Annotated in this window: 8 protein-coding genes and 2 pseudogenes; 4 read left to right on the top strand and 6 right to left on the bottom strand. The window is 66.7% G+C overall.

The window, feature by feature from the left end; all coding sequences use genetic code 11:
- Window positions 1-76: 76 nt before the first annotated feature.
- Window positions 77-2,812, top strand: coding sequence for a WD40 repeat domain-containing protein (locus tag ABZ930_RS26815; RefSeq protein ID WP_361552700.1), 2,736 nt, complete (start codon window positions 77-79; stop codon window positions 2,810-2,812).
- A gap of 413 nt (window positions 2,813-3,225) precedes the next feature.
- Here the strand turns inward: ABZ930_RS26815 and ABZ930_RS26810 are convergent, their stop codons facing one another.
- The 5 genes and pseudogenes from ABZ930_RS26810 to ABZ930_RS26790 all read right to left on the bottom strand — a co-directional run bounded on the left by ABZ930_RS26810 (window position 3,226) and on the right by ABZ930_RS26790 (window position 6,954).
- The gene (locus tag ABZ930_RS26810; RefSeq protein ID WP_361552697.1) at window positions 3,226-3,354 is read right to left on the bottom strand and encodes a hypothetical protein; all 129 of its coding nucleotides are present in this window, start codon (window positions 3,352-3,354) and stop codon (window positions 3,226-3,228) included.
- 1,324 nt (window positions 3,355-4,678) lie between these two features.
- Window positions 4,679-4,918: pseudogene (locus tag ABZ930_RS26805) on the bottom strand (transposase family protein); the annotation flags it as partial.
- 40 nt (window positions 4,919-4,958) lie between these two features.
- A complete protein-coding gene (locus tag ABZ930_RS26800) occupies window positions 4,959-5,288 on the bottom strand; it encodes a MafI family immunity protein (RefSeq protein WP_361552711.1) in 330 nt (109 codons plus the stop codon).
- 107 nt (window positions 5,289-5,395) lie between these two features.
- Window positions 5,396-6,616: a hypothetical protein gene (locus tag ABZ930_RS26795; RefSeq protein ID WP_361552694.1), complete on the bottom strand. Its 1,221-nt coding sequence runs from the start codon at window positions 6,614-6,616 to the stop codon at window positions 5,396-5,398.
- Between the two features lie 62 nt (window positions 6,617-6,678).
- On the bottom strand, window positions 6,679-6,954 hold the full coding sequence (locus tag ABZ930_RS26790) for a hypothetical protein (RefSeq protein ID WP_361552691.1): 276 nt from the start codon (window positions 6,952-6,954) through the stop codon (window positions 6,679-6,681).
- A gap of 524 nt (window positions 6,955-7,478) precedes the next feature.
- Between ABZ930_RS26790 and ABZ930_RS26785 the strand changes: the two genes are divergently transcribed.
- The gene (locus tag ABZ930_RS26785; protein ID WP_361552689.1) at window positions 7,479-10,853 is read left to right on the top strand and encodes a hypothetical protein; all 3,375 of its coding nucleotides are present in this window, start codon (window positions 7,479-7,481) and stop codon (window positions 10,851-10,853) included.
- Window positions 10,854-11,041: 188 nt separating this feature from the next.
- Window positions 11,042-11,868, top strand: a pseudogene (locus tag ABZ930_RS26780) (integrase core domain-containing protein); the annotation flags it as partial.
- Window positions 11,869-11,908: 40 nt separating this feature from the next.
- Here the strand turns inward: ABZ930_RS26780 and ABZ930_RS26775 are convergent.
- Window positions 11,909-12,787 (bottom strand): hypothetical protein, encoded by an 879-nt coding sequence (locus tag ABZ930_RS26775; RefSeq protein ID WP_361552687.1) that lies wholly within the window; start codon window positions 12,785-12,787, stop codon window positions 11,909-11,911.
- Between the two features lie 172 nt (window positions 12,788-12,959).
- On the opposite strand from ABZ930_RS26775, the gene ABZ930_RS26770 reads away from it, so the two are divergent.
- The gene (locus ABZ930_RS26770; protein WP_361552684.1) at window positions 12,960-13,292 is read left to right on the top strand and encodes a hypothetical protein; all 333 of its coding nucleotides are present in this window, start codon (window positions 12,960-12,962) and stop codon (window positions 13,290-13,292) included.
- Window positions 13,293-13,549 lie beyond the last annotated feature (257 nt).

Below are 13,549 nucleotides of genomic sequence, written 5' to 3'. Positions count from 1 at the left end.
TACCGGCATCCTGGAACTGCGGGAGTTCCCGGCGGGGCCTGCGGGTTTGTATCCGGACCCGCGGACGATGGACGGGGTGCGCAGCCCCAACGGCCAGTTCGCCGCTGCTCTGGGCGCTGCCTGGCACCTGGCCGCTCCGCGGTCGCACGGTCGCTGTGTCGTGTGGCGGATCGTCCTGTCCGACGAAGCCGAGGCACCGGACCGGATAGAGGGACCGTCGCTCGGCGTGGCCTTCGCCCTCGGTCTGCGGGCCTTGCTGTGGCGCCGACCCGGGGCAAGTTCGCTTCGCGATGTCTTCTTTGGCCTGCGCTCGCGCACCGCGGTGACCGGTGCCCTCGACACCGACGGTCACTTGTTCAGAGTCGCAGGGATGGACGCGAAACTTCTTGCCGTGCGCCGCAAGGGCTTTCGTCTGGTTGCGCCCGAGGCCAACCGGCTCGAGGTGACCGCGACAGCTCCCCGCCCCGGAGACGTGCGATTCGCCTCCACACTGCGCGAGGCAGACCGCTACGCCCGCCAGTTCCGCACCGGCCGCATCGCCGTCACCGCGCTCGCCCTCGCCGCCGTTACGGCGGGGGCATTCGCCCTCCACCAAAACGCTCTTGCGCAGGCCGGGCGGCAGACCGCGCTGGTCAGCCAGATCTCAGCCCAAGCAGATCAGTTACGCACCACCGACCCCTCACTCGCCGCCAGGATCGACATCGAGGCATACCGTCTCAAGCCCAACGGCGACCGCTACACGCGGCTCCTCGAAGAGTCGAACAGACCGCTGTCCACGACCCTGGGCAAGCTCCCCGATCACATCAGACACGCGGCATTCAGCCCCGACGGCCGGACCCTGGCCGCCATCAGCTCCGACGACCGCCAACAGGGCGTCCTGCGCATCTGGGACATGGCGCAACCCAAAGGCCCTGCCCTGCTCGGGCAACCTGTTCGGATTCCTGGCGCTGCCTCCCTGGAGTTCAGCCCCGACGGAGCCACACTCGCCATCGCCGGCAGCATCATGGCCAACGCCGGGGTACAGCTGTGGGATGTGAAGGACCCGGCCCATCCCCGCGCGCTCGGACCGGCCCTCTCCCGCACCTCCGCCATCCCTCCGATGGCGTTCAGTCCCGACGGTCACATCCTGGCCACCGGGGCCCGCAGCTACATGGACGAACAGCTGTGGGACGTCTCGGACCCAGCCCACCCGGCTCGACTCGGCGGGCCCATCCACCACGCATCGGCAGTCAACGTCGCCGCTTTCAGCCCCAACAGCCACACCCTCGTCACCTCTTCCGTGGAGGACGGGGCGCGCATGTGGAACGTCGCGAACGCCGCTCACCCCGTTGCGCTCGGCAAGATCTGGACGGCCATCGGCGCTGCAGTGTTCACGCCGGATGGCCGCACCCTCGCCATCGGTGACGGCGACACCGTGCAGCTGTTGAACGTGGCCAACCCGAAGCACACGAAGCGACGGGGTGGGCCCCTGACAAGCATCCGCAACGACCTCCACGCGATGGCCCTCAGTCCCGACGGCCACACCCTCGCCACCCCTGGCGAAAACAACACGCTCCGGCTGTGGAACATCGCCAACCCTGATCATCCGACCTCCCTCGGCCCGCCCGCGGCCAGTCCGACCCCCCGCATCAACTCTGTGTCGTTTGCCCGCGATGGTCGCACCGTCGCCACCACCGGAAGCGACGATGACACCGTGCGACTGTGGCACCTGCCCACCGCCCTGCTGACCAATCACACCGCAGGCGTCACCTCGACCGTGTTCGCCCCCAACGGACGTCTCCTCGCCACCACCGCGGCCGACAACACCGTGCGGCTGTGGAATGTCTCAGAGCCCGCCCACCCCGCCCCTCTCAGCCTGATCAAGAACTTCAGCAACACCGTCATATCCCTGGCGTTCAGCGCCGACGGCCGCACCCTCGCCACCATCGCCAACGGCGAGCGGCGCGTGATTCTCTGGAACCTCACACATCCAACCAAGCCCGCCGTCCTCGCCCAGCTCACCTTCCCCTTAGGCGCTGGAAGCGGCGTCGAATCAGCGGTGTTCAGCCCCGACGGCCATACCCTCGCGACCTCCACCAGCACCGTGGTTTCCGGCGGCGCGGACGGTGTGAGTCTCTGGGACATCTCCGACCCCGCTCATCCCCGGCTACGTGGCCAGCCGATCGCTGCTGTCGGCAGCACGGGCAGCTTCAAGTTCCACACCTTCGCATTCAGCTCCGACGGGCACACCCTCGCCCTCGCCGGCCGTTATACCTCCGACAAGGTCCAACTGTGGGATGTGACCGATCCCGACCATCCGACCCGCTCCGGGCCACCGCTCCCCGGCGGGGCAAACTTGATGACGCTCAGCCCAAACGGTCACGCCCTCGCCACAGTCGCCCAGACCTTCATCGGCGGATCACCCGGCGACGGCGAAGTCAAACTGTGGGACATCACCGACCACAACCACCCCACCCGCCTCGGCCCTCCACTCAGCGGCTACTCCAGCCGCGTCACCGACATAGCCTTCAGCCCCGACGGGCGCTCTCTGGCCACCAGCGGAAACGGTCTGCGTCTGTGGAACGTCAGCGACCCGGCCCACCCTGCCCCGATCGGCCAGACCTTCGCCGCCAACGCTCTGGAACTCTCCTCACTTGCCTTCGCCCCGGACGGGAAAACCCTCGCCTTCGGCGGAGAAGACGGCACGGTACGACTGTGGACACTGGGAGCCGACCAGATCATCCGTCAGATCTGCGCGATCACTGACACCCCAACCCGCCCGCAGTGGAACAAGTACCTTTCTGCGCTGCCGTACCGCCCCACCTGCACCTGAAAGGCGCACAGATCCAAAACTGCGCCTGCTGAAAATGTCGTCCATGCAGATCAGGAGCCTGGCCGGTGTGCGGCACGATGAGCACTCGTGCTGTTGCGTCTTGCCTACCGTCGTCATCTCTCCGAGACCGCTGCCGCCGGGTCTGAGGATGGCGAGCTCCCCCCTCCCACGAGGGCGTTGACCTGAGGCACGGATTGTGGCTCGCCGCCGGTCCGGCGGCTCGATTCGGAAGCCCGCGCGTGGGCAGTCGGCAACGAATGGAGTGGACAAGGCGTCAAGCAACGGAAAAGGAGACACAGCAACCCGTTCTCCTGCTCCAGTAGCTTGATCCGCCTGCGCGCTACCCGTAGTTCCGCATTGTCCTGGCTGGTCGTTCCGGGCTTGGTGCCGTCATCGACGTCCGCTCGACCCATTCACTTCCGCAGCGTCGTCGCGTGCTCTCCGAAGCCGGCGGCCACCTGCTCGACCGTCACGCCCGTGCCGCGGTTCCTCGCAGCCGGCACGACGCCCGCGCGGAACTCTCCCAGATAGGGCTTGGGCACAGCGACATCCTCCCTACTCGCCCCACAGGGGCGGCCAGTTAAGACTTCACCCGATCGTGCAGCAGACCCACGGAGGACGCCGCGAAACGCCCCACCAAGGCGCAGCGCGCCGCCATCGCCATGCGCCGCGCCGCCGCCACCGGAGACAACGCGGCAGTCCGCGACTACCTCGGGTTGTTGGAAGTGGATCCCGCTCGTACCCACGCCCGGAGCTTCGGCGGTCACTGACGAGCACGACTGAGCAGGCAGTGGCTGATCCTCTTGCAGGGCGTCCATCACTCGCACCAGATGGTGCAGGGAGCGGACACGCTTCGGACGCCGCCACCAGGCCGTGAGGTACAAGCTCTGGGCGGCCCGCGCGAGTTCTCTTGTTGGTCTCACGACGCTCGGAGATCGATACCATCCGCAACGTGAACGCGAATCGGTCCGCCACGTCGCGCAGCACAAACACATTACTGGCTGCTCTCGAAGATTACGCCTGCCGAAGAGTGACGGGGACTACATGCTCGCCGAACTCCGACAGCACATCGAGGCACAGACACGTAGTCTGAAGGAAGCTGTGAAACACGCCAGTTCAACGGCCACAGGGGGAACCATGGCAACGCTCACTGCCGAGCGAATGCTCAACCGCCTGCGCAGAGCTGGACTCGCCATTCCGGACGGCACCCTACTGGTCAATACCTTCGCCAGAGACTGGCAACGCTCAGAAGGCGCGTGGTCCTGGCTTGCCGTGGGGCCTGACAATGTTCCGCTCGGGATCGGGTCCACCTACCCGATGTCCCATCTTCTCCCCCGCAGATGGGAGTTGGTGGTCGACGAGCGCGAGGACACGACAACCATTGTTCCGGCCCCCAGCCGTATGAACAGAACTGAGCCGACTACGGAGCCCGCGGGTGCTACCCGTTCAGCCCGCAAAGCACCCCTCCCGATCCCTGAATCGATTGCTACCCCGCGTCCGCGACGCCACATCCCCAAGCCGGCCTGGGTCACCATCGGTGCGCCGATCTTGCTACTGGACGGGAGTCGCGTTTTCGTCGCACAGATAGACCAACCCAATTCCCGAGTGTTCTGGCGGAGATCCCCTTCGACCGGCCCGAAGTATCCGGCGGGATTCAACGTCATTCGTCCAGCCAACCCGTGATCCCCTAGAACCCTGCCTCAAAGCGACCACCATCGCCTATATCACCATATTAAGCGGCCTCCGTACGTGACGTACCAGCCTGCCGTACCCGAATCGCCTTCGACACCCTTACCGGTTGCCGACAGTACGCACTCGCATTCCACGAGCAGGGTGCCACCCCACCGGCGAGTCCCCCCCTGGTGCGGCCGCCGACGTCACGACGTCGGGCAGCAGGGCGAGTTGGCGCATCGTCGGGTTCGTTCGCCAGTACGCGGCGACCAGCAGTACCTGGTCCGCCAGCGGCAGCCCCCACGGCCGGCCCTTGCGTACCGGGTCGGCTCCCTCGCCGCGCAGCGTGGTCAACAGCTTCCCGAAAATGCTCGGGCTCAGCCCGGTGAACGGGGCTATCCAAGACGGCTCCGACGCCGTGATCACACCAGCCATGGCGAGATCATCTCTCGGCAAGATCGCTGGAGGTCGGGCGTCAGTCGACGAGTAGCTCGTCAAGGCGCCGAACAGACGTCGGGGTGCCCATTTCGTCAGCCATTGCCACCAATTGGTCGTGGTACTGGCGAGTGATGGGCAGGGCATCCTCGTAGATCCACGAGCACATGGTGTCGAACGCCAACTCCTCCTCGCCTTGCGAGAGCAGGTGGCGCACATCCGTGATGACAGCCTCCGAAGTGAGAGGCGAGTCCTCAAGGAGCGCCGTTACCCGAGCGCGGTACCTCAGACTCACGAGCAGCCCCCAGACCAGCCCCGTACGGATCGATGACCCACATCCTTGCCGCCTGACGGAGGGTTGTCGACTCATCTGATCCATTGCGGGACAACCCTTAGCCCCTCGCCGGATAGCCGAGCGGGCCTCACTGAGACCGCCCCTGCCTCATGGCACCGCAAAGATCATTTACGGGACAACGCTTAGAAGCCTCGCTCGTGCTCCCGCACGTAGGTGAACCCGCGCGGCAGCTCGTGCGGCCCGGCCAGACCGGCCCGCTGGTGATCGTCTCGATACGCGGCACGGGCCTCCGCACTGGCCTCCTTGCCGAGGTGGCCAATCCGCATCAGATGCCCGGCAACCCGGTGGGCGGCCAAACTGTAGGCCACCTCCGGTTCCGCGTGGCGCAGATCCTCGCGGTCCGCCGCTCGCAGGACTGGCGCGTAGCACAGCAGTGGAACTGTCCTCTCTCCGCGCCGCGCTGGGTAGTGCAGCATACCGGCCCGGTTCACGCTGCCCTCCTGCCAGGAGAGTAAGCCGCGCGCGAGGAGCCGCTCTATCGCCCCGTCGATCTTCTTCCTCGGCGGTCGTTCCGGCTGCGCCCGCTCCGCCATGTTCCGGACCAGCGCCTGCCTTGGCAGCAGCGCCCGGCCCTTCTCGTCAAGGTAGCCGAGTTCGCGCAGTGTGATCAGCACGAGTTCCTCGACCCTGTCCACCCGGGCGTCGAACGCCGCCAGCTCGCGCGTCATGATCCTGGGGTCGTGGACGTAGCGGACCACCGTGCCACCGAACACGACGGGGGTGTCCAGCGGCGTGTACGACAGCCGCAGCTGCCTCCACGTGTCCCACCGCACCGACACCCGCGTCCCCGGAAGGACGAACGGCTGCCATCCGAGCCCGGTCAGCAGCGGCTCGGCGCCGCCGGTGTCGAGCCTGATGCCCTTCTGCCGGTCCAGCTCCTTGATGCGGTAGCGCCCGCGCAGAAAGGTCAGGTCGAGCGGTTCCTGAGGGGCGGCTCGGTCGGCCATCGCGGTCGGCACCGGGCAAGTGCCGTGCAGGAGGTGCTCGGCACGGACGTAGAACTTCCACTCGACCGTGAGGCCGGTGTTGACCACCGAGTAGGGCAGCCCGCTGTCGAGTTCCTCGACGACGACCTGGGAGACTTCTTCCTCGTGGGGAGCCGGAACCTGCTCATCCTGTCGTGACCGCTGCTCCTCCTGAGGGGCGGACGCCTCCAGCCGCCCGTAACAGCCATTGCACAGCAGACGCTTGTTGTGTACCGCGACAAGACGCCCCTTCTTCGTCCGCATACACCGCGAACAGGTGAAGGACGTGACCACCTCCAGCCGGATGAGCTGAGTGTTGCCACGGGGCGGGTAGGTCTTCGCGACCTTCACGCCGAGAACACGCTCACCGACGTTCATGACAGCAGATCCCCCTGGATTCCTGCCCTGTGAAAGAAGGGACCAGCGTAAACGCGCGCGACTCAGGTCCGCAGATGGTCCGGCACGATTCTCTGCACCGTCCACGAGCTCCACGTGCTCTCGCGCGAGGCGGAGGTGGCCTTCGCGGGCGTGAACTGCCTGGCGGCGGCAAGGTTGATGGCCCACCGGTCGTCCTGCGAGCGCGGGGCCGGCCGCGTACGCGACGCGTCGTCAGAATCGACACCGATCACCTCCAGCACAAACCTCTGCGCCGGTTGGAGCACCTCTCTTGCCGCCTTCTGCCCAGCGATCCACACGCCGAGGTCCTCGCCCTGCACCACCACCTCTCGCGGCCCGGCAGGTAGCGCGCCGCAGCCTTCACATGGGCCAGGGTGAGCCGGTGGAACCTGCGGTTCCTCGTTTCATCGTTTGGGTGTTACGTGCAGTGCGTTGAGTGGCGTGCGCGTTGGTACTGGTCAGGTAGGTCGGGTTGTGCATCGGGATTTGCCTACGGCTTCCACCGCTGTAGAACAGGCCGCGATTGCCGTGTTCATCGCCGCGCTCGAAGGTTTTGAGTTTCCGGTGCTGAGGACGAGAAGATGTCGATCCCAGCCATTGATCTTGGCGCCGCCGGTCCGGCTAACCTGCGCCGTGTGGAGTATCTCCACAGTGTGGGGAGATGTAGGCCGGCCTCAAGGTCACCCCCAACAACCCTGGATGGACCCCACCCCGGACAGCGCACTACGGTCTGCCTTCAGCCGCTACCTCGTACGCGCTGTCCTGAGCCGGTTCGATCCCACGCAGCGGCACGCCGACTGAAACCAGGATCCACCGCCGATCTCTGAGCTATCAGCACCTGGTCGTGCCCTTCCGCATCGTCGTGCGCTTTCCCGCGCCTGCCAGTGTCCCCTGCGTTGTCAGTGCCGGGTGCGATGATGAAGTCGTGATACAGCCGAACCCCTCCGAATCCGGCACGCTGCGAGAGCCTGAAGGCACCAGCGGTGATCGCGGACCGGCTGCGGACGCCTGGGCGCCGTGTGCGGGAGACCCGAACCTGCGCACTCCTCCTCCGGCCGGTTCCCCGGGGCGCACGCCTGCAGGGGAGGATCTGGATCTGCATGTTGGCTGGGACCGTTTCGAGAAGCTGATGCTGGCCCTGGCACGCCGTGTTCTGGGCCTGCGGGACATCCGCTTTCGGCGTTACGGGGTCCAGGGGCAAGCGCAGCACGGCATCGACCTGGCTGGTCGGGAGCCGACGGGTGACTACACGGTCGTCCAGTGCAAGGACTACGCGGCTTTCACCGCCGCGGACTTGCGCAAGGCGGTCGAGAAGTTTGCCTCCGGGCGGCGTCCCTTCGGTGCCGGCCGTCTGATTGTGACGACTTCTGCCTCCACCGAGGCCACGCAGCTGGCCGACGAGCTGGCCGCGCTCCAGCTCCAATATCCTGATCTCGACTTGGACCTGTGGGGGGCCGAGCAGATCAACCAGCACCTGCGCTACTGCGGCGACATCGTCGCCCAGTTCTGGACGCGGGAGACGGCGGCCGACTTCTGCACGGGCGCTCCGCTGCCAGGGGTGCCAGCTCCACCGCCCGACCGGCAGGAACAGGCCGAGAGGATCCTCATCGGGCCCCTCAACACCGACGATGTAGCGCCGATGCTGCGGGCCGCGGACAGCAAGAGGTCCGAGGCACCGGCGGAATCAGCCAGGCTCTACGGAGACTTGGCGCACCGGCTGCACGTCGCCGGGTACCGGGGACATGCCACCGTCTTGCGGAAAAAGCAGCTCGAGGCGCTCCAGGAGGGCGGTCTATTCGACGAGGCAGCCGGCTTGGCGGCCGAACTCGCCGTAGCTGCACTCCACCACGGAGACAGTGACCAAGCACGGATTCTGGCTCACCAGCTGGAGCAGTTCGCCCGCGACGCGGCCAGCTCCGGCACGCCAGAAGCCTCGATCACGGCACGTCACGCCGCCCTCATCAACGCGGCCGCCCAGGACATCGCCCACCCCCTGACCATGAGTCATCTGGCCCCCGCCCTGGAAGCCGACGACGAACACGCCCCCGACTACCGGCCGCTTCTGGTTCTCATGCTCGCCGAGTATCGGCTCGCCACCGAGCCCCATACGCTCGAGGAACTCGACGGCCTCATCAGCGCTGCCCTCGCACAGGCAAAAGAGCAGCCGGTAACGGAACAGACGCAGGACATTGTTGTGCGCCTGCGTCTGCTGCGAGCCGAATACGACATCGCGCAACGGCAGGAGTTGCTCCGCGAGGCCAGACGACACCGGATGAAGGGCCGGCACGCAGCACTCGTCAGCGCGCGCGAGGCGCGACGCTGCGCCCTCGAAGGCCGGGCAGAGGAAGCAGTGGAGAACTGGAGGGATGCCGTCCAGGACGGCATCCACGCGGGACTTGCCGAAGAGGCCGCCGACTGGCTTTACGCTATCCGCGCGGCCAACGCACGGTACGGACCGTGGACGACCGAGATCGACGACGAGCACCGCCTTGCCCAGGCGCTGCGCACGACGGGCACCGGCCGCCTGCTGGACCGCATCCGGGACCCCAGAGCACAGGCGATGTCGGCGATGGTGAGGGGCAAGCCCACCGAGGCGGTCCTGGCGGCCCGCCGCTGGCTGGCCGACAGCGTGGTCACCGGGAGCTGGGCGGACGAGAGCGAAGCCGTGACGGTCCTCGCGGACCTCTACCGCGACCACAGCGAACCCGCCCTGGCCGCGGCCTACTACCAGCGCGCCGGAAGCAGCGAGAAGCTCGAACAGCTCACCAAGGGCATGGGAGATGAACTGCTTCCCCTGGTGCCCGGCGCGAGCCAGCCGTGGTGGGTCCTGCGTTCACGTGCAGCCCTCATTGCGGCACAAGCCGACCTGGGCGAGGACGAGGCAGCCCACGAGCTGTTCGAGGAGATGCTGGACCTGGCCGTACGCGGCAGGGCTGGCGAACTCGTCGATTCACCTACACGGTCCCTGGCCGTTCAGGCCGCGAAGAGCGCCTGCGCACTCGCTTCGCGCAGCTCACCTGAACAGGCCGCAGCACTGCTGGACCTGCTCAGCTCCGACGTCCCCCGCCAACCCCATCAGTACAGTTACACCGACGACGAGCACGCGACCGCCTGCGTGGCCATCGCCATGGCACACCCCGAACTTGCCATGCGCGCCCTCACCAGGCTGTTCGATCTCGCCGACGTCCACACCGACAAAGCTCTGAACGTTCTTCTGAGGGATCAGACGCTGCGCCTGCTGGGCGCCTGGCCGCAGCGCGACAGCTCGGCTGCCGGTACCGCCTCCTGCAGCCCGCTGAGCAATGACGAACAGAACACCCTGCGCAGGCGAGCCGACAAGCTGGTCAAGCGGGAACACTACCTGTCCAACGTGATCCAGGCCGCCCTCAACCCCGGCCATCCCGACGTGCAGGAGCGCGCCAGGACGGCTCGGGATCGCATCCTGAGCCGGCCCGAGCCGGAGCCCAACTCCATGTCCCTGGGCAGCACGATGGTTCCCGACTCGGCCATGGTCTTTCACCTCGCCTCCGATGATCAGCGAGCCTGCCTGGACAAGCTCCTTGCCGTGGCGAGTGATCGACGAGAGTCAGCGTCCAACCGGCAGGACGCTTTGATCGGCGCCCGCAATCTCGTTGTCGACCAGGAACCGGAGGCCAAGGGCACCACCTTCCGTGCGAGTCAGTCCTTCGCCCTGGGCGCGCTCGACGGAAGCCGACTCGACGAGTTCACGGGCCAGGCCCACCCTCTCAGTACCCTGAAGATCAACCTGGGATCCGCGTCGCTGCGCGGCCCCGGACTGCGCCTGGCCGCTGCCTCAGCGACAACAGCTGACGAGCAGGAATGGGTCAAAGACCAGGCACTTGAACTCCTGCGCAGCGACGATGCCCATGACATCCAGGAAGCAGCCCTGACACTCAGCAGCCTCCCACGCGACGTCACGGGGGACATTGACGCCCGCACTCTGGCCGACCACAGCCATGTCACAGCTCGGCAGCTCGGCGCAGTGCTGTGTATGCAGCAGCCCCAGCGCTTTGCCGACACCACGGCACGTCTTGCCGCAGACCCGAGCGTCCGAGTGCGCCGCACTCTGGCCGAAGCGGCGACAGCTCATGCAGGCCCCGACGCTCCACCGGTAGTCGCAGGACTTCTGGACCGTCTTGGCAAGGATCCCCGGCACAGTGTTCGCGTCCTGGCGCGAGTCCGGCAGAACAAGTCCTAGTGACCTCGTGCACGATAGGCGCTGTCGCAGAATCAGCGCAGGTCAGCGATCCGGGCTTGGCGATGGAACGATCTGCTGACCTGCGACGATGCTTATCGTGCACGAGCTCGTTAGTTCGCGTGAGCCTTGGTGCGCCAGACGGCGTGCACCAAGCCGGCTGGGTCGTGTCCGAGCTGGGCGGCGGCGGCCTGATCGCCCGGAGATGGGACTACAGCAAGCGCCGGAGCAGGCCCGGTCGACCATCGACTGCGCGTGCGGTGAAGGCTCCAGTACTGCGGCTCGCCAAAGAGAAACCGCGCTGGGGCCGCCGACGGATCCAGGGCGAACCCGTCCGGCTCGAGCATCCGGTCGGCGCGTCGACGATCCGGGAGATCCTCACTGCAGCGGGACTTGATCCGGTCCCACGCCCCAACGGCCCGCCGTGGCGCGCGTTCCTGACCGCGCAAGCCGAGGGCATCGTTGCCCGCGACTTCATCCATATCGACCTGGTCGACCTGCGCCGGGTGTACGCACTCGTGTTCCTCGAGCACGGCACACGCCGACTGCACATCGCCGGAGTGACTGCCCATCCCACCGGACCCTGAACGGTGCAACAAGCGAGAAACCTTGCCGTCGAGTTGGGCATGCGGGCGGACTCACTGCGTTTCCTGCTCCGAGACCGGGACACGAAGTACACCGACTCGTTCGACGCGGTCTTCGCGGCCGACGACATCCAAGCAGTAAGAAGCGCGCCGCAGACCCCTTCGATGAACGCCCACGGTGAACGGGTCATCGGCACCCTGCGGCGCGAGGACCTCGACCACCTCTTGACCTGGAACGAGTCCCATGCCCGGCACGTCCTCGATGCGTACGCCCGGCCCGGCATAACAACAGTCGTCGCTCCCACCAGGCTCACCGACAGCTCCCTCCCCTCGCCCGGAAGCACGCGACACCCATGGCCGCTCCGCCCGCTCACCGCGCTCTACGCATCCGAATACTCGGCGGCGCTATCAACGAGTACAGACATGCAACCTGACCAAGAGCGATGAGTTTCCGAACGGCACAGGATCGCGCGCTCAGTCATCGCCCCTCAACCATGCGACGTGTTCGCCGAAGCCTTCCTGGTCAGCGACTACGGAACCGCGCACGTACGAGCAGACGACGCACTGCCCGATGCCGACTCGCCCCCACATGTCCCGGCCCTCGACGCAGAAGGTCTCGTATCCGCACACCGGGCACTGCTCGAAGGTGTGGCCGTCAGGGTTGTGCTCGGGGTGGTACGCGTTGGGGTTCTCAGCCGACGCCGCACGGCGCCGCACCTCTTCGTCGCCGATGAGCTCAATCAGCGAGCGTGCCTGGTCGGCCGACCGAGCGTCCTCGTCCAGGGCCTGCCAGAGGTCGTGGTCTGACTTTGCCTCACCGAGCGCTCCCAGGGCGGGGTGATGGTCGAGGGCAAGCAGGGCCTGGACGTGCCGGTGTTGTAGACGCCCTGTCCCACTTCCATGGCGGGCCAGGCCGCTGACGTCGAGCGCGTGGGTCAGCAGGTCGACGTCGATCCGAATGTCCCAGAAGCCGTCCGGCAGAGGGGCACCCAGGTCCCACCGCGACCTGATGTCGGCGTGGGGATCGGGTATGACGCACAGGCCCGTAGCCGGATCGCGCGGAATCTTGTCACGGATCACCTTGAGCAGCTTCCGTGCAAAGTGCACACGGCCCCTACTGTCCGCTTCCTCACCTGGCCACTCCGCTGCAACGATCGCGGCCAATGCGTTGGACAGCGCCTGGTCGAAGATTCCTTCATGCCCCGGCTCGGTCTCCACGGACAGATCGACGCTGGTGACCTCGGAAAGCGGGCCCGCATCGATGTCCTGCCGGAGCACGTTCTGCATCATCGCCGCGCACTGGCCGAAATATCTGGCCCGCTGGCGGTTCGAATGGTCCCCGTCCAACTGCATGCGCACATCATCCTCCACGCACGGAAACGAGGAGCAAGCTGTTCTACTCAACTCCCCAACCGGAGCAGCAGCGTCCCTTGCTGGAAGTCAGTAGCATCCAGCCGACGACGGGCACCGCAGCCTCGCTCGGGGCGTGCGGGGCCAAGTGCCTTCTCGGAGATCGGAACGACGCATGGGAAACGCGTGGACGGCGCTGACGCAGGAGGCATCGGATCACGGCGGGCCGGACGGCCTGCGGGATCACTACCGAGACTTGGGGCGGGCGGAGGGCCTGAAGCAGGCAGCCACGTACGTTGCTTTCGCCGCTGCGGGCACGGGGGTGGCGTACGTGGTGAACAAGTACCGCAAGCGCGTCGCGGACAAGGAGTTGGCCGACCGGGTCGCCGAGCTGGAGGCCGAAGACACCCCGGCCGGGAGCGAGCAGCGTCCGGACTCCATCACGGTCGTGCTAGCACCTCGTCCGGATCGTGTCCACGCTGGTGACGGGGTCGTCCGGGAGAAGTGACTGGTCGTCAAGCAGAACCGTGAACGGCGAACGCTGCAAGGTGGAGCGTCTGGCCGCGGGGGCTCAGACGGCCTGCGCCAAGTGCTCCACGGCGAGGGCATCGTCCTAGACGGCCGCGGTCTCTATAGGAAGGGCGGCCGGGTCATGCTTGAGCAGCATTCAGACATCGGTCATGACGTCGAGCGTACGTCTCGGCTCGGACATTCCCTGATCAACGGCTCCGCGACCGGACCAGTCGCCCCCGCAGCGCCCGCGTG

This window comes from Streptomyces sp. NPDC046716 (assembly GCF_040645755.1).
Lineage (GTDB): Bacteria > Actinomycetota > Actinomycetes > Streptomycetales > Streptomycetaceae > Streptomyces.
The sequence above is the reverse complement of the archived record's forward strand: the minus strand, read 5'-3'. Positions and strand labels throughout refer to the sequence as shown.